At 57.6% G+C, this 15,667-nt stretch carries 13 protein-coding genes and 4 tRNA genes; 6 read left to right on the forward strand and 11 right to left on the reverse strand.

Annotated elements, in window-relative coordinates; translation table 11 throughout:
• Nucleotides 1-47: 47 nt before the first annotated feature.
• The 4 genes from LG31_RS0115100 to LG31_RS0115115 all read right to left on the reverse strand — a co-directional run bounded on the left by LG31_RS0115100 (nt 48) and on the right by LG31_RS0115115 (nt 6,957).
• Nucleotides 48-2,015 (reverse strand): PAS domain-containing sensor histidine kinase, encoded by a 1,968-nt coding sequence (locus LG31_RS0115100; RefSeq protein WP_033115271.1) that lies wholly within the window; start codon nt 2,013-2,015, stop codon nt 48-50.
• A 119-nt stretch (nt 2,016-2,134) separates the two neighbouring features.
• Complete coding sequence (locus LG31_RS0115105; protein WP_033115272.1) at nt 2,135-5,215, reverse strand: multidrug efflux RND transporter permease subunit; 3,081 nt, start codon at nt 5,213-5,215, stop codon at nt 2,135-2,137.
• Between the two features lie 15 nt (nt 5,216-5,230).
• A complete protein-coding gene (locus tag LG31_RS0115110) occupies nt 5,231-6,364 on the reverse strand; it encodes an efflux RND transporter periplasmic adaptor subunit (RefSeq protein WP_033115273.1) in 1,134 nt (377 codons plus the stop codon).
• Complete coding sequence (locus LG31_RS0115115; RefSeq protein ID WP_033115274.1) at nt 6,361-6,957, reverse strand: TetR/AcrR family transcriptional regulator; 597 nt, start codon at nt 6,955-6,957, stop codon at nt 6,361-6,363. Before LG31_RS0115115 ends, LG31_RS0115110 begins: the two co-directional genes overlap by 4 nt.
• A 252-nt stretch (nt 6,958-7,209) precedes the next feature.
• Here LG31_RS0115115 and LG31_RS0115120 point away from each other — a divergent pair.
• From LG31_RS0115120 to LG31_RS0115145, 6 genes are all read left to right on the forward strand, one after another.
• Nucleotides 7,210-7,286: transfer RNA gene (locus tag LG31_RS0115120), tRNA-Arg, on the forward strand.
• Nucleotides 7,287-7,337: 51 nt separating this feature from the next.
• Nucleotides 7,338-7,413 (forward strand) — tRNA-His (locus LG31_RS0115125).
• A gap of 20 nt (nt 7,414-7,433) precedes the next feature.
• A tRNA-Leu gene (locus LG31_RS0115130) sits at nt 7,434-7,519 on the forward strand.
• Nucleotides 7,520-7,586: 67 nt separating this feature from the next.
• Nucleotides 7,587-7,663: transfer RNA gene (locus LG31_RS0115135), tRNA-Pro, on the forward strand.
• 181 nt (nt 7,664-7,844) lie between these two features.
• Complete coding sequence (locus LG31_RS0115140) at nt 7,845-8,327, forward strand: ricin-type beta-trefoil lectin domain protein (protein WP_033115304.1); 483 nt, start codon at nt 7,845-7,847, stop codon at nt 8,325-8,327.
• Nucleotides 8,324-8,866, forward strand: coding sequence for an RICIN domain-containing protein (locus LG31_RS0115145; protein ID WP_238567528.1), 543 nt, complete (start codon nt 8,324-8,326; stop codon nt 8,864-8,866). The genes LG31_RS0115140 and LG31_RS0115145 overlap by 4 nt, the downstream gene beginning before the upstream one ends.
• 33 nt (nt 8,867-8,899) lie before the next feature.
• On the opposite strand, the gene LG31_RS0115150 is transcribed toward LG31_RS0115145, so the two are convergent.
• The 7 genes from LG31_RS0115150 to gmk all read right to left on the reverse strand — a co-directional run bounded on the left by LG31_RS0115150 (nt 8,900) and on the right by gmk (nt 15,512).
• The gene (locus LG31_RS0115150; RefSeq protein WP_033115276.1) at nt 8,900-9,712 is read right to left on the reverse strand and encodes a Cof-type HAD-IIB family hydrolase; all 813 of its coding nucleotides are present in this window, start codon (nt 9,710-9,712) and stop codon (nt 8,900-8,902) included.
• An 89-nt stretch (nt 9,713-9,801) separates the two neighbouring features.
• A complete protein-coding gene (locus LG31_RS0115155) occupies nt 9,802-10,842 on the reverse strand; it encodes an alpha/beta fold hydrolase (RefSeq protein ID WP_033115277.1) in 1,041 nt (346 codons plus the stop codon).
• The gene (locus LG31_RS0115160) at nt 10,842-11,501 is read right to left on the reverse strand and encodes a CatB-related O-acetyltransferase (RefSeq protein WP_033115278.1); all 660 of its coding nucleotides are present in this window, start codon (nt 11,499-11,501) and stop codon (nt 10,842-10,844) included. Before LG31_RS0115160 ends, LG31_RS0115155 begins: the two co-directional genes overlap by 1 nt.
• Entirely contained in the window at nt 11,501-12,232 is a 732-nt protein-coding gene (trmH, locus tag LG31_RS0115165) for a tRNA (guanosine(18)-2'-O)-methyltransferase TrmH (protein ID WP_033115279.1), read from the reverse strand. The genes LG31_RS0115160 and trmH overlap by 1 nt, the downstream gene beginning before the upstream one ends.
• Nucleotides 12,233-12,275: 43 nt before the next feature.
• The gene (gene spoT, locus LG31_RS0115170; protein ID WP_033115280.1) at nt 12,276-14,393 is read right to left on the reverse strand and encodes a bifunctional GTP diphosphokinase/guanosine-3',5'-bis pyrophosphate 3'-pyrophosphohydrolase; all 2,118 of its coding nucleotides are present in this window, start codon (nt 14,391-14,393) and stop codon (nt 12,276-12,278) included.
• Between the two features lie 136 nt (nt 14,394-14,529).
• A complete protein-coding gene (gene rpoZ / locus LG31_RS0115175; RefSeq protein ID WP_026456240.1) occupies nt 14,530-14,805 on the reverse strand; it encodes a DNA-directed RNA polymerase subunit omega in 276 nt (91 codons plus the stop codon).
• 80 nt (nt 14,806-14,885) lie between these two features.
• A complete protein-coding gene (gene gmk, locus LG31_RS0115180; RefSeq protein ID WP_033115281.1) occupies nt 14,886-15,512 on the reverse strand; it encodes a guanylate kinase in 627 nt (208 codons plus the stop codon).
• Between the last annotated feature and the right edge of the window lie 155 nt (nt 15,513-15,667).

A 15,667-nucleotide genomic window follows, 5' to 3' on the forward strand; every position in this document is an offset into this window, starting at 1 on the left:
ATCACAGCATGATGGGGATAAAGCGGCTGGCTCACAAGAGCCAGCGCTCAGTTATGTTGGATCGGCAGGCGAATATGGAACTCGGCGCCGTTGCCCGGTTCGCTGGCACAGTGGATGCGGCCGCGCAGCAGTTGCACCACCAGGTTGTAGATGATGTGGGTACCGAGGCCGCTACCGCCCTGACCCCGCTTGGAGGTGACAAACGGATCGAAGATGCGCGGCAATATCTCCGGCGGAATGCCGCGACCGTTGTCGCTGTAGTCGATCAGCAGCTCTTCTCCCTGCTGCTCCACCTTGATGGTGATCTTCTTGGGTTTGTCCCAGTTGTCGAAACCATGGTTGATGGAGTTGAGGATCAGGTTTGAATAGATCTGGGTAAAGCTGCCGGGGAAGGAAAAGATAGACAGCTTGGGATCGCACTGGATATCGACCTCGCACTGGGCCTTTTTCAGCTTGTGGCCGAGGGAGACGACCACCTGATGGAGGTTGTCGGCGAGGCTGAAGTTGTAGCGAGCTTCCGATGACTGATCGACAGCCACCTGCTTGAAGCTGGCAATCAGTTCTGAGGCGCGGCGCAGGTTGCCTTGCAGCAGCTGCATGGACTCGTCGAGGTTGACTGTGAACTCGTTGAGATAGGAGCGTGACAGCTGTTTTGACTCAATGTGCGATTTGAAGTCGGCAACCCGCTCCTGCAGATAGGAGGAGGCGGTCACACTGATACCGATCGGGGTGTTGATCTCGTGGGCCACACCGGCCACCAGTGAACCGAGGGACGCCATTTTTTCCGACTCGACCAGGGTCTGTTGAGCCTGCTTCAGATCGTCGTAAGCCTTGCCTAGCTGGGTGTTGGCTTCGCTCAGGCTGCGCGTCCGCTCGGCAACCTTGCCTTCCAGCTGCTCGTTGAGCTGGATAATCTCCCGCTCGACCTTCTTCAGTTGGGTGATGTCGTAGCCAAACCCGATCTGGTATTTGAGGTTGGGCCCTTCGTAGAAGGGGACAAAGGTCCACTGCAGCACCAGTTCATGGGCCTGCTGGTCATGCATGATGACCACCTTGTCGGCGAGTGAGCCTTCTGCCGAGAGAATGTTGCTCAGCTCCTGACGTTGGGTGTTGCTGACAAAGAGATCGAGCCAGTTGTGCTGCAACAGCTCCTGCTGGTGGTAGCCGGTAAGCAGAATTGCTGCCGGGTTGATACTGGCGATGGTGAGATCCGGCTCCATGCAGCAGATGACCATATTGGCCGAATTTATCAAAGTGGCAGAGAAGTCGCGCTCCTGTTGCAACTGCTCGACGGCCTGATGGCGAGCCAGCAGCTCATCGCGCAGCCGGGTGCGCATCTGGTTGAGGGTTGCGACCAGGGTATCCAGCTCATCAGGCTTTTTGCGGGGCAGGGGGCGCCCTTCCAGCTCAAGCTCCATGTCGAGCCGATCCAGATTGAACTTCTGGGCATAGCTGGCGATGCGGTTGATGTGACGAACCACCAGATAGTAAATGATGATCAGGATGCAAAACGAGACTACCAGCGTCTTGATAGTCTGGCTGACCATGATGAGCACCGATTTCTCGATCAGGCGCTGGTAGATCTGCTCCAGCGAGGCGGCTACGAACAGCTTGCCGACAATTTCGCCCTGATAGGTGAGGTTGAATTCGCGGGAGATATCGTAGCTTTCCCGCTCCACCCCCTGGGTCAGCAGCGGGACTTCGGAGTTGCCGAGCATCTCCTTGACCATCACGAACTGCATGTTGGGCAGGTTCATGATGCCCTCGATCTGCACCTTCACCTGCTCTTCATCCAGGTTCCACAAGCTGGCAGCGATAGGCTGCAGAAAAGAGGCCTCGATTTGGCCAATGCTGTCTTCGATGACGGCAACGTCCTTGCGGTAATCCCAGGCAAGTTGCAGTGCAGTGATGATCATCGCCAGTACGGTACTGCAGACCAGAATGTAGGAGAGCAGACGGTATGAGAGTCCGTTACTGCCGACGGCCCTGGCGGTCTTGAAGAAATGTCCTGACATGGCGTCCTTGCGGTCTGGATGTGATGTTTTTTAGTTTAACTGCTTCATGGACTTATGTCGTCTTTCCTGCAAAGCATAAAAAAGGCCCCGTAACGGGGCCTTTTGCTTGAGATGAACGCTTAGTTTCCGCTGTTTGCCTTGGGCGGAATGGTCTCATCAAAGACCGGCAGCGGTTTGTGCTCGGAGGCGAGGAAGGTGTAGATCACCGGCAGTACGAACAGGGTGAACAGGGTACCGATGGCCAGACCGGCCACGATGACGATACCGATACTGAACCGCTGGGCGGCACCTGCACCTGCTGCATAGAGCAGCGGGATCAGACCGGCAATCATGGCGGCCGTGGTCATCAGGATTGGACGCAGACGTACCTTGGCGGCCTGCATCACAGCTTCCATCCGGTTCATGCCGTGCAACAGCTGCTCCTCCTTGGCCACCTCGCAGATCAGAATACCGTGCTTGGTAATCAGACCCACCAGGGTGATGAGGCCTACCTGAGAGTAGATGTTCATGGTCGCCAGACCCCATGCGAGCGCGATCAGGGCACCACTGATGGCCAGCGGAACCGATACCATGATCACCAGCGGGTCGCGTACCGATTCGAACTGGATGGCCAACACCAGGAAGATGATGGCCAGTGCCAGTGCGAAGGTGGCGTAGAGCGCATTACCTTCGGTGACGAACTGGCGAGCTTCACCCATGAAGTCGTAGCGATAGCCTTGCGGCAGCTTCTCGTCGGCAGTGGTCTTGAACCAGTTGATGGCATCACCCATGGCAACCCCGGGCGCCGGAACCGCACCTATGGTAGCGGAGTTCAGCTGGTTGAAGTGGGGCAGGGCGCGCGGCTCACCGACCACTTCAATGCTGATCAGACTGCCCAGCGGGATCGACTTGCCGTCAGCGGCGCGGACGTAGTACCCCTTCATGGATTCCGGGTTGAGGCGATATTTGCGCTCGACCTGCGGGATCACTTCATAAGAGCGGCCATCCAGGTCGATACGGTTGACGTAACCGTCCGCCATCATGGTACCCATGGTGATACCTATGTCCTGCATGGTGATGCCGTAGGCACCCGCCTTGTCCTTGTCGATCTTGATCTTCATGGTGGCAGAGTCGTAGTTCAGATCGAGATCCGAGTAGACGAACTGACCATTGCTCTCGGCCGCGCTCAGCATCTCGCCAGCCACCAGGAACAGGCTTTCGAAGCTGTTCGGAGTAGTGATGACGAACTGGATCGGCAGACCGCTGGAAGCACCCGGCAGTTCAGGGAACTGGAAGGTGGTGATGGCCATGCCCGGGATGTCTTTCACCAGCTTGGCGACTCGATCCAGCACCTCTTTCTGGCTCGCGTCACGTTGGCTCCAGGGCACCATGGAGGCGATACCGAACGCCTGGTTGGAGTTGAACACACCGGAGAAGACCTGGGAGTAGGCGATTTCCGGCTGCTCATCCAGGATCTTGTTCACATCGGCCATGGTGTTTTCGATGTAGTCCAGGTTGGCGTTGGAGGGGGCTGTCCCCAGTACCGCCATTACCCCTTTATCTTCCGACGGTGCCAGTTCGCTCGGAATGAACTTGAACAGCAGCGGCAGGCTGGCGAAGACGATGATGGCAAAGAGCACTACCACGATGCGTTTTTGCATCACGGCGTGCAGCATGCGGTCATAGCGATCGGTCATCCGCTCCAGTAGGTGGTGGACTGTGCTTTCGAACTTGCTTGGCGTTTCGTTGGCCCGGAGCATCTTGGAGCACATCATCGGCGACAGGGTCAGGGCGATGATGCCCGAAACGAACACGGCGCCCGCCAGGGTCAGGGCAAACTCCTTGAACAGTGAACCTGTGATACCGCCCATCAGGGCGATCGGCGCGTATACCGCCGCCAGCGTGACGGTCATGGCGATAACCGGCACGGCGATTTCGCGAGTACCGATAATGGCTGCCCGGAAGGGCTCTTCACCCTCCTTGATGTGACGGTCCACGTTCTCCAGCACCACGATGGCGTCATCCACCACCAGACCGATGGCCAGTACCATCGCCAGCAGAGTCATCAGGTTTATCGAGAAGCCGAACATGTCCATCATCATCACCACGCCGATAAGACTGAGCGGGATGGTGATGATCGGGATGATGACCGCGCGGAACGAGCCCAGGAACAGGGTAATCACCACCAGTACGATGGCGGCCGCTTCCAGAATGGTCTTGATAACCTCGCTGATCGATTCGTTGATGGCGATGGTTGAGTCATACAGCACGTTCACCTGCATGGTGCTCGGCATGTTGCGCTTCAGACTCGGCAGCAGCTCCAGTACATCGTGGGCGATGTTGATGGGGTTGGCAGTCGGTGCGGCGTTGACGGCCATAACCACGGCTTCGCGGCCGTTGGCGCTGGCACGGTAGACGTCGTGGCTCTTCTCCATCGTGACCTTGGCGATGTCGGAGAGACGGATCACCTTGCTGTCACGGCTTGCTACCACCAGACGCTTCAGCTCTTCGATATCACCGACCTGCGTTTCGGCATTGCCGTTGAAGAGGGTGAAGTAACCGGTCGCCTGACCCGTGGCCGACTGATAGTTGTTGCTGTTGAGCACTGTCATCACGTCGCTGGCGGTCAGATTGAACGCCGCCATCTTGGCCGGATCCAGCCATACCCGCAGCGCAAACTTCACACCACCGTAGAGGTCAACCTTGGAGACCCCGCCGACGGTAAAGAGCTGCGGTTTGATAACCCGCTCCAGATAGTCGGTGATCTGGCTGGAGTTGAGCTCCGGGCTGGTGAAACCGAGGTAGAGCACCGCTGTGGTTGAACCGGTGGAGGAGGTGACCGAGGGGTCTTCCGCCTCTTTGGGCAACTGGGAGCGCACCGAGTTGACCTTGGCCAGGATGTCGGACAGCGCGGCATTCGGGTCAGTGTTGAGCTTCATGTACGCGGTGACGGTGGAGCTGCCCAGCTGGCTTGAGGAGGTCATGAAGTCTATGTTGTCGGCTTGCGCGACCGCCTGTTCGAGCGGCTGGGTGATGAACCCCTGGATCAGGTCGGCACTGGCACCGTAATAGCTGGTGCTGACCGTGATCACCGTGTTGGTCACCTCGGGGTATTCCCGTACCTGCATCTTGAAGACTGCCTGAAAGCCCAGCAGGGCGATCAGGAAGCTGAGCGAGATCGCCAGCACGGGTCGTTTTATGAATATGTCAGTAAATCGCATCGCAGATCTCCGCGCTTACAGCATCGGGGTTTGTGCCGGAACGGCCAGAGCATCGTTCTCGACCACATGCACCTTGGTGTCATTGCTCAGACGAACCTGGCCTGACAGTACGATCTCGTCGCCAGCCTGGATGCCGGAGAGCACGTGCACGTCATTGCCACGGCGCTCACCCGCTTTGACGACTACCTGCTTGGCGCGTTTGACCATCACCTTCTTGCCCTCTTTGTCGGTCTCTTCGCTCTCTTTGAGCACGTAGACGTTCTGACCGTAGAGAGTGAAGGAGATGGCAGACTGTGGCACCACGATCTGGTTCTGTACGGTTGGCAGGATGATGCTGGCGCGGGCAAACATGCCGGAGCGGAGCTGGCCATCGTTGTTCGGGATATCCGCCTGCACCTGGATCAGGCCGCTCTGGTAGTTGACGGCAGGCTCGATGGCGGTGATGTGGCCATCAAACTGGGTCTGGGGATAAGCATCCACATTGATTTTGATGGTCTGACCCAGTTTGATTTTGGAGATATCGGTCTGGGGCACGGTGAAGCGCAGACGCATCACGCTGGTGTCTTCCAGACGCACGATATCGGTACCCGGTTGCAGGTACTGACCCAAGAAGACATTGCGCAGACCGACCACGCCGCTGAAGGGGGCGCGGACTTCACGACGGGCAATGGTCGCCTTCAGACTCTCGATATCCGCTTCCAGCGAGCGATAGGCTGCTTCGGCTTCATCCAGCTGCTCTTTGGAGATGGAGCTGGTCTTGTAGAGGTTCTGGAAACGGTCGAATTTGGCTTTTGCCGCCGGTAGCTTGGCCTGGGAGGCGCGCAGATTGGCCTTCTCCACGCTGGAGTCGAGGCTCAGCAGCAGCTGGTCAGCCTTGACCGGCTTGCCTGATTCGAAGGTGATGGCATCAATGGTGCCGGCCAGCTCGGTCGAGAGGGTAACACCCTGATTCGGCTCGATGAAGCCGATCGCCTCGATGGTCGGGATCCAGTCCTGCGCCTTGGTTACCATGGCCGTTACCGGGAAATCTGGCTCTGGCCGGTTGGCCATGTATTTGGCAATCATTTTCTGTTTAAACAAATTGAAGCCGATGACGCTGCCAAACAAGGCGATCGCTATCAGCAACATAATGGCCATCCACTTTTTCATGAACAGGCTCCTGAGGTGGAAGTATTGGGAGATAAAATTGCATTCCAGCTGGCACGAATAACAGTTTCCAACTGCTGTTCGGTCAGCGTGATCTTGTGAACCCCGCACTGCAGGGCCAGGTGTACCACACTGTCCAGGCTCAATACCTGGAGTGCTCGTATCGGTAAATCAATAAACAATTCTTGCTCAACACCTCGCTCAAAAAATCTGTCCAGTGGCTCCCATGCCGACAGCAGAACAGGATTGGTGGCCAGCTCGGCCCCGAGGGGCGAGCTCTCATACTGTAATTTGCATTTCAGAGCGTTGGGTTCGTTCACAAAAATGGCATGAATATTGAGCCATAATTGTCGAAATTGTTGAAATGAAACTTCATTGAAATTCACTTCTCTTATGACCAGCGGCACGCACTGCAATATCGTGTGCTGATGCAACTGTCGAATCAGATCATCCTTGTCATTGAAGTAGCGATAGATGGTGCCAGCGGCGACGCCGGCTTTCTTGGCAACTTCGGCGATCGACAGGCCATGAAAACCCCGTTCACCCAGCACCTCGTGGGCTGCATTGAAGATGATCTCTTTCTTGTCGTGACTCATCAGAATGAACTCGTGAATGAACGTTCATTCATTCTAGGTGGGGAAGAGATCAAGTCAAGGCGGCAACATGGTTAATACGGAAAATAGCGCCGGAAGCGATCATCCAGGCGGACAAGCGGGTGTGTTGTAGGGGAAAAAATGAGCCAAAAACGCGCTGTTTGTTTGAAAAAACAACGCTTGGTGCAAAGGGATAAAAAAAGTGTAGACAAGCATGCCCCCCATCATTAATATTGCGCCCCGTTCGACAGCGTAGCGCCCGTAGCTCAGCTGGATAGAGCGCTGCCCTCCGGAGGCAGAGGTCACAGGTTCGAATCCTGTCGGGCGCACCATCCAAAGTGCGCCGGTTAAACGGGCGTTGTTGTGGAACGAAAACAGCTGTGGTGGCTGTAGCTCAGTTGGTAGAGTCCCGGATTGTGATTCCGGTTGTCGTGGGTTCGAGCCCCATCAGCCACCCCATTTTACAGCTTGTCAGGTACGCGAAGGTGGCGGAATTGGTAGACGCGCTAGCTTCAGGTGTTAGTGCCCCCCGGGTGTGAGGGTTCGAGTCCCTCTCTTCGCACCATACTTGCTGTATAACGAGGATGACCACTAGGTAGGTCGTCTTTGTTTTTTGTAAGACAAAATATTCTCGGTGATTAGCGCAGCCCGGTAGCGCATCTGGTTTGGGACCAGAGGGTCAAAGGTTCGAATCCTTTATCACCGACCACATTCTGAAAAACCTCGCTTCGGCGAGGTTTTTTGCTTTCTGCCGCTTCCATCCTCGTTTTTCTGCGTTGCTGTAACGTCTGTTTACACTCTATCCGGACAGTCTTGACCTCTCTTCAGTTATCCTGCCAGCTGGAGTCCTTGGTGACCGGATGTCACAGACCTCTTTCAGGCTTGTTTTTATGCATAACAGAATTTCGATTTTCTCCCGCTACCCCGCACTTATAGCGGCCATGGTACTGGGCGGGTGTACCCTTAAACCGCCATCGACGGATGAGATGCTGAGCACTATCGTGGTTGCCCATCCGAAGAATGAGTCTGCACCCTCGCTTTTGCTGACCAACAACGGTTTTTGTGTCGGCATTGCCCGCCAGCTGGCGGTGACACAGGTTTGCACTGATAAAGATGCGCAACCATTGGAGTGGGATCTGGGCGAGTTGAAGTTGCAGCAGACCTGCCTGCAGGCCAGAAACAGCAATGAGTTGATGCTGGCTCCCTGCGATGGCCATGCGCAGTGGGTGTGGCAGGAGGACAAACTCTTTAACAGCAAGGTCTCCCGTTGTCTGGACGTCGCTGGCCGACGTCACTCCCCGAATACGCCTCTGCGCTTGGCCGACTGTTACGGTGGGGCCAACCAGAGCTTTCTGGTAGGGGGGATTGAATGATACGCCCGTCACCTGTGATTGCGGCGTGCCTCTCGCTGTCTCTGGGAGGGTGCCAGAATCTCGACTCTTCTGATCTGCTGTTGGGCACTGTAGTGATTGGCGCCATCGGTGCTGCTGCGTATTACGGCCACAAGCAGGAAAAGAAAGAAGCTCGCGCCCGGGAAGAGCATGGTGGGCAAATCGTGGCAGCCAATGGCAAATGTCTCGATATTGCCGGTGGAGTACGTAATGGCAACCGCTTGCAGCTATGGGATTGTCACGGAGGGGATAACCAGCGTTTTCGTCTTGATGGCAATGCCATAAGGGTTGGCGACAAGTGTCTGGATGTTGCCGGTGGTGGCCGCGATGCCGGAGCCAAGGTGATTGCCTGGGATTGCCATGGTGGCGACAACCAGCAGTGGCGCTGGGAGCGGGAGCGGCTGATCAGCCGCAGCAGCAAGCTCTGTCTGGATGTCTCTCAGGGGGGAAGCGCCAATGGCACTCCCCTGATCCTCTGGCAGTGCCATGGTGGTGGCAACCAGCGCTTTCGGCGGAAGTAATAAAAACGGGAACCATCAGGTTCCCGTTTTTATTTAGCTGGCGACCGGTTCCAGTTCGAAACAGCGCTCCAGATAGACGGCAACGCCGTCTTCATCGGAGGTGAGTGTTTGCTCATGCTCCGGTAGCGCCATTTTAAGGCGGTCGTGGGCGTTACCCATGACGATGCCGCGACCCACCATGCTCAGCATTTCGAAGTCGTTCATGCCGTCACCGAAGGCGATGGCCTGGGACATCTCCAGCCCGTGTTGCTCCAATACGGCGCGCACTGCATTGCCTTTGTGGACGCAAGCGTGCATCACTTCGAGACAATCCGGCAGGGAGAAGGTGACGTTGAGCTGGTCGCCATAGAGCTGATTGAGGTGCGACTCGATCTTCAGCAGCTTCTCGTGCTCGCCGATGTAGAAAACCTTGTTGATCTGCTCCATCGACTCCTGTTTCAGGTCATCGACCAGACGATAGGTGAAGCCGGATTCGTCGTGGAATTGCAGCAACCAGGGCAGCTCCTCCTCGACCACCCAGTCATCGCCCTGATAGACGTTGAGATGGATGGATGGGTCACGTTCGAGGGCGATCAGCTCGGCAGCGATGTCGGCCGGCAGCGGCTGGTTGAACACCAGCTTGCCCTGCTTGTCATGCACCACGGCGCCGTTGGAGGTGATGAGGTAGATATCCAGACCGAGTGCATCGCGGAAGCTGCGTACATCGACGTGGTGACGGCCGGTGGCGACCACGAATTTCACGCCCTGCTCAACCAGACGGCGGACGGTCTCCCGGGTGCGGGAGGAGATCTGGTGCTGCTTGTTGAGCAGAGTTCCATCGAGATCGGATACAACTACCTTGAACATCTTTACCTCGGCATCAATTGAAAGCGGGGGCAGTTTACCCCAGCCTGCATGGTCACCCCATTTATTTAGGGTTACAAAAAATAGCCAGCCTAGTAGCGGGCGAAGAAATCGAGCATGGCGGTCAGTGCAGGCTGGCGCTTGTCGTCGGATTCGATAAACAGCTCGTGCCAGGCCCCCTCGATACGCAGCGGTTTGCCCCCTTCGCAGCTGGCTTTGGTGCAAAACGCATCCTGCGCCGCGTTATCCACCACGCTGTCGTTGCCAGCCTGCAGTAGCAGCAGCGGCGTCTTGATGGCGCCCGCATCGGCGATGGCGGCATCGGCACCTGTGATCCCCTGATAAATCCAGTGGGCGGTAGCACCCCCCAGCTTGATCTGCGGGTGCTGCTCATACATCTGGCGGAAAGCCTGATAGCGGGACTGGCTGTGAGTCAGTTCGTTATCGGCAAAGCCATGATCCTGATAGGGGCCCTGACCCGGCCCATAGGGTGGTTGGCCAAACCAGCCGCCGACCGTGCCTATGGTGGTGGCCAGTCCCCTAGCCAGCCATTTGGGCAGGCCGCCCAGATTGATGCCCATCATGGGGGATGAGAGCACGGCGGCGCGGATATCATCCGGCCAGCGCTCCAGATAGCGGGCTGAGATGGCACCCCCCATGGAGTGAGCCAGCAGAAACAGCTTGGCGGGCTTGTCCGCCATGATTATCTGGTCGTGAAACTGCTTGAGATCGACGACATAATCGTCGAACTGGTCGACATATCCCTTGTCATGGTCGCTTAGCATGCGGCCGGACATCCCCTGACCTCGATGGTCGATAAGGTAGAGGCTGTAGCCCTGGCGCCAGAGATCCCACGCCAGCTCCTGATACTTGAGGTAGCTCTCGACCCGCCCATTGACGATCAGGATGGCGCGATCAACCTTCTCCTGCCGCAGCGCGGCATAGCGGATGGCGATGCCATCCTTGCCCTTGAACTCTCCTTCTATGGCATGCTGGCGCCAGAAGTCGGGCAGGGTTTGCTGGTAGAGGGTGGGCACATCGGCTTCGCTGGTCAGCGCATAGGGATTGGTCACGGCAAGGGCTCCGGCAGAAAACAGGGTCAGGGCCAACAGGGGAATCGAGAGGGATTTCATCAGGCACACTCCGTTTGCCAGTATTGATAAAGCATTGCGATTTCGCCGGAACAGAGCAGCGACATGGCGCTTTGCAGAGTGGGCAGAGGCCAGTCCCACCACTGCATCTCTTGCAGTATGGCGATCTGCTCATCGCTGAAACGGCGGCGGATCGGTTGGGCCGGGTTGCCGCCGACTATGGTGTAAGGGGCCACATCCTTGGTCACCACGGCGCGGGTGGCGATGACGGCGCCATCACCTATGGTAATGCCGGGCATGATCATCGCTTCCGAGCCGATCCAGACATCGTTGCCGATCCGGGTATCTCCTTTGCGCAGAAAGCCACTACGGGCCCCTTTGCCAAAGGTGTCGGGGTTGAACGGGAAGGTGGAGACCCAATCCAGCCGGTGGCCCTGATTGCCTGCCAGCATGAAGGTGGCGCCCGAGGCGATGGAGCAGAACTTGCCGATGATCAGCCGATCCACTTCGCCCCAGAGGCCGCTCTCCCAGGTTTCGCGGGTCGAGCCATCGCCGAGCAGGTAGCGGACACAGTGATCCTCGAACGGCTTGCCGTGGTAGTAGCCGGAGTAGTAGCTGTAGTCGCCAGCCTCTATGTTCGGGTTGGTCAGGTGATCCCGGATGATTTGCGATTCCAGCCAACTGCCAAAAGGGTTCTCCATCACGTCTCCTGTAGGTCGTCCTGCTCGCTCTGCTGGGCCCAGCCTTTGCGGGTCAGCTGCATCCGCTGCCACCACTCTTCGTCTGCCAGAATTTCACCGGCAGGGCCGAGCTGGGGGTAGGGCATCTCCTTCTCCTTGCAGAGCTGGGCATAGATGGGATAACCCCCTTCGAACAGGATGCTGTTCTGCTCCTCCAGAGTGAGCGGGCAGCCGCGTTGATAGCAACCGGCCAGCTCGCGTTGGCGCTGCGCTTCGTAGAGGATGGCGGCTGCGGCCACCGAGACGTTGAGGGACTGCACCATGCCCACCATGGGGATGACGATATGGTGATCGGCCAGCGCCAGTGCCTCTTCGCCGATGCCGTGTTTCTCCTGTCCCACCAGAATGGCGGTCGGCTTGGTGTAGTCGATAGCGCGAAAATCGACCGAGCTGTCGGAGAGATGGGTTGCCAGGATCTGCATGCCGGAGGCTTTCAGCTCGGCTACCGCGCTGCCGATGTCCGGGTGCAGTTTTACATCCACCCAGTTCTGGCTGCCGCGGGCGGTGCCCTTGCGCTTGTGGATCCAGGTCTTGGGCCAGACGGCGTGTACCCGGTGGATGCCGATGGCATCGGCGGTACGCACGATGGCGGCCAGATTGTGAGGTTTGTGTACCTCTTCCATACAGACGGTCAAATCGAGCTGACGCTGGGCCAGCATATCGGTGATGCGCTTGAAGCGTTCGGGGGTCATGGTTGTCTCTTAAAAAGCAGCAGGCGGCTTGCGCCGCCTGTGTTCAGTTCTTCTGTCGGCTCACCTTGAGCACGTTGGGCATCACGCGGATCTTGCGCATGATGTTGGCCAAGTGGATGCGGCTCTTGGTGGTGATGAGCAGGCTCACTTGATAGACCCGGCCATCCTTCTCTTCGGTGCTGATTGCGTGAATGTTGGCGCCGGTAGCGGCAATCACGTTGGCCAGCTCGGCCAGCGCACCCTGATGATTGATGATCTCGATGCTGATGCCGGTGCGGAACTCCTGTTCCTGCTCCTTGTCCACTTCCCACTGCACCGGCAGGTACTTGTCTGGCTCCTTGCTGTAGCCCTTGATGTTGCGGCAGGACTCTTGGTGGATCACCAGTCCCTTGCCCGGGCTGATGTGAGCGATGATGGCATCCCCCGGGATCGGGCGGCAGCAGTTGGCGAAGGTGACCAGCATACCGTCGGCACCCTTGATCGGCATCTTCTTGCTGCTGGTTTTGTGCTGTTCTTCCGGCGGCAGTTCATCCCCCAGCATGCGGCGCGCCACCATGACACTCATGGCGTTGCCGAGGCCCACATCGGCCAGCAGCCCCTGCAGGTTCTCGTGCTTGGTATCGGCCAGCACCTGCTTGATGCGCGGCTCGGGAATGTCTTCGATATTCTTGGCGCCCAGCGCATGGTTGAGCAAGCGGCGACCCAGCACCACCGACTCTTCGGTGCGCAGGTTCTTGAGGAACTGGCGGATCTTGGAGCGCGCCTTGGTGGTCACCACGAAGTTGAGCCATGCCGCGTTGGGACGGGCGCCCGGCGCTGTGATGATCTCCACCGTCTGACCGGAGTGCAGCGGGCTGCTGAGTGGGTAGGGGTGACGGTCGACCCGCGAACCGACGCAGGCGTGGCCGATGTCGGTGTGCACCGTATAGGCAAAGTCCACCGGCGTGGCGCCAGCAGGCAGCTCCATGATGCGCCCTTCGGGGGTAAAGACGTAGATTTCGTCGGGGAAGAGGTCAGTTTTGACCCCTTCGATAAATTCAAAGGAGCTGCCAGCGCTTTGCTGCAATTCCAGCAGGCTCTGCATCCAGCGCTGGGCGCGGATCTGGGCGGTGGTGCCCGAGCTGTCGCCATCCTGCTTGTAGGCCCAGTGGGCGGCAACCCCCTTGTCGGCCATCTGATCCATGAACTCGGTGCGGATCTGCACCTCGACCGGCACCCCGTGCGGCCCCACCAGCGAGGTGTGCAGCGACTGGTAGCCGTTGGTTTTGGGGATGGCGATGTAATCCTTGAAGCGGCCGGGGCGCGGCTTGTAGAGGCTGTGCATCTGCCCCAGCACCCGGTAACAGGTATCTATGTCCTTCACTTTTACCCGAAAGGCGTAGATATCCATTACCTCATGAAATTGCAGCTCTTTTTTCTCCATCTTGTTGTAGATGGAGAACAGGTTCTTCTCGCGGCCACTGACCTGATGTTCGATCCCAGCCTCACGCAGGCGACCGCTGATTTCGCTCTGGATGGAGTCGATGATCTCGCGGCGATTGCCACGGGCGCGGCGCACCGATTCGCGCAACACGCGGGAGCGCATGGGGTAGAGCGCCTCGAAGCCCAGCTCTTCCAGCTCGTTCTTCATGGTGTGAATACCGAGGCGGTTGGCGATGGGGGCGAAGATTTCGAGGGTTTCCCGGGCGATGCGGCGGCGCTTGTCCGGCCGCAGCGAGCCCAGGGTGCGCATATTGTGGGTACGGTCGGCCAGCTTGATCAGAATGACCCGGATATCCTGGGTCATCGCCATCACCATCTTGCGGAAGTTCTCGGCTTGGGCCTCCTTGCGATCGCGAAACTTCAGCTTGTCGAGCTTGGAGACCCCGGCTACCAGCTCGGCGACCGCATCGCCAAACTGTTCGGCCAGATCGGCCTTGGTGATAGGGGTATCCTCGATGACGTCGTGCAGCACGGCGGCCATCAGGGTTTCATGATCGAGGCGCATATCGCCCAGAATTCGGGCTACGGCGACGGGGTGAGTGATATAGGGCTCGCCACTGGAACGCATCTGTCCCTGGTGGGCATCACGGGCCACCACGTAGGCTTGCCTGAGCTTCTCGACCTGCTCTGGAGGCAGGTAGGAACTGGCTATTTCTTTAAGATTTTCAAATAAATACAAGACAGTCCCCGCAGCGGTGAAACGGCAATTCGTGGAGTTGAGCGTGTAGACCTGAGTTTGCGAGGTTTTCGAGCGGTTGTAAATGGGGATGAACAGTCGGCACCCGGGCGGGTGCCGACTATGGGGAAAGAGTGACTTAACCGCGGCCTTCGGCGATGGCAGCAACGGCAGCCAGCTCGGCGGCTTCCTGTTCTTGCTGCTCGTAACGGTCCTGGGTGTCCATTACCTGGTTGTTTACCAGACCCAGTTCGATCTCACGCAGGGCGATCACGGTCGGCTTGTCGTTCTCTTCTTCAACCAGCGGATCTTTGCCTTGAACCGCGATTTGACGGGCGCGGCGTGCGGCGACCAGCACCAGGTCAAAACGGTTACCAACCTGTTTTACAGCATCTTCTACAGTAACGCGTGCCATGCAGGACTCCAGTTATGTGGGCTTTCTGTGTTTAGAAAAGCGGTGTTTAAAAATGACGCAAAAGTTTACTCGTTTTTGGCTTATTCTGCCAGTAACTGTTGCAGCAAGTTTTGTTGTGCCTGCTGTTGATGACGCATCTCCAGCCGTTGGCACTCAATAATGGCTCTGAGCTGGAACAGTGCCTGCTCGAACTCTTCATTGATAATCACGTAGTCATATTCGTCGTAGTGCACCATTTCGGCAATGGCTTTCGCCATCCGGCCGGCGATCACTTCTGCGCTGTCCTGACCGCGGCCAATCAGACGGCGTTCCAGCTCTTCACGGCTGGGAGGCAGGATGAAGATGGACTTGGTCGGCATCAGTTCGCGGATCTGGCGTGCGCCCTGCCAGTCGATGTCGAGGAATACGTCAATTCCCTGCGCCAGACAGGCTTCGATGGCGGCGCGGGAGGTGCCGTAGTAGTTGCCGAATACCTCGGCCCACTCCAGAAAATCGCCGCGCTCGATCAGCTCCTTGAACTCTTCCACCTTGACGAAGTGGTAGTGGACACCGTGCTCTTCGCCGGGACGAGTGGCGCGCGTGGTGTGGGAGACCGACAGCTGCATCTTGCCAGCTTGATTGTGGTTGGTCAGCAAGGCGTTGAGCAGACTGGATTTACCTGCGCCGCTCGGGGAGGAGATGATATAGAGAGTGCCTTGTTGCGCCATGTTATTACCTTTAATCGGAACCCGCATTTTGGTTGTAGCAGAGGCCGCCGTCTTGTGCCCGAAAGGGAGACAGCCAAACGCATGATGCGGATAAATTCTTGGATCAGGGGGATGTAAAGGCGGCGAATTTTAACAGAAGGTGGCGAATAAAAAAA

The sequence above is a fragment of the Aeromonas lacus genome (assembly GCF_000764665.1).
Taxonomy (GTDB): domain Bacteria; phylum Pseudomonadota; class Gammaproteobacteria; order Enterobacterales; family Aeromonadaceae; genus Aeromonas; species Aeromonas lacus.

Coding starts and splice junctions, on each gene's coding strand:
- LG31_RS0115115 (WP_033115274.1), bottom strand. CDS start 6,957: ATGAGTCACGACAAGAAAGAGATCATCTTCAATGCAGCCCACGAGGTG.
- LG31_RS0115140 (WP_033115304.1), top strand. CDS start 7,845: ATGCATAACAGAATTTCGATTTTCTCCCGCTACCCCGCACTTATAGCG.
- rpoZ (WP_026456240.1), bottom strand. CDS start 14,805: ATGGCACGCGTTACTGTAGAAGATGCTGTAAAACAGGTTGGTAACCGT.
- gmk (WP_033115281.1), bottom strand. CDS start 15,512: ATGGCGCAACAAGGCACTCTCTATATCATCTCCTCCCCGAGCGGCGCA.
- LG31_RS0115160 (WP_033115278.1), bottom strand. CDS start 11,501: ATGGAGAACCCTTTTGGCAGTTGGCTGGAATCGCAAATCATCCGGGAT.
- LG31_RS0115105 (WP_033115272.1), bottom strand. CDS start 5,215: ATGCGATTTACTGACATATTCATAAAACGACCCGTGCTGGCGATCTCG.
- LG31_RS0115110 (WP_033115273.1), bottom strand. CDS start 6,364: ATGAAAAAGTGGATGGCCATTATGTTGCTGATAGCGATCGCCTTGTTT.
- LG31_RS0115100 (WP_033115271.1), bottom strand. CDS start 2,015: ATGTCAGGACATTTCTTCAAGACCGCCAGGGCCGTCGGCAGTAACGGA.
- LG31_RS0115145 (WP_238567528.1), top strand. CDS start 8,324: ATGATACGCCCGTCACCTGTGATTGCGGCGTGCCTCTCGCTGTCTCTG.
- LG31_RS0115150 (WP_033115276.1), bottom strand. CDS start 9,712: ATGTTCAAGGTAGTTGTATCCGATCTCGATGGAACTCTGCTCAACAAG.
- LG31_RS0115155 (WP_033115277.1), bottom strand. CDS start 10,842: ATGAAATCCCTCTCGATTCCCCTGTTGGCCCTGACCCTGTTTTCTGCC.
- trmH (WP_033115279.1), bottom strand. CDS start 12,232: ATGACCCCCGAACGCTTCAAGCGCATCACCGATATGCTGGCCCAGCGT.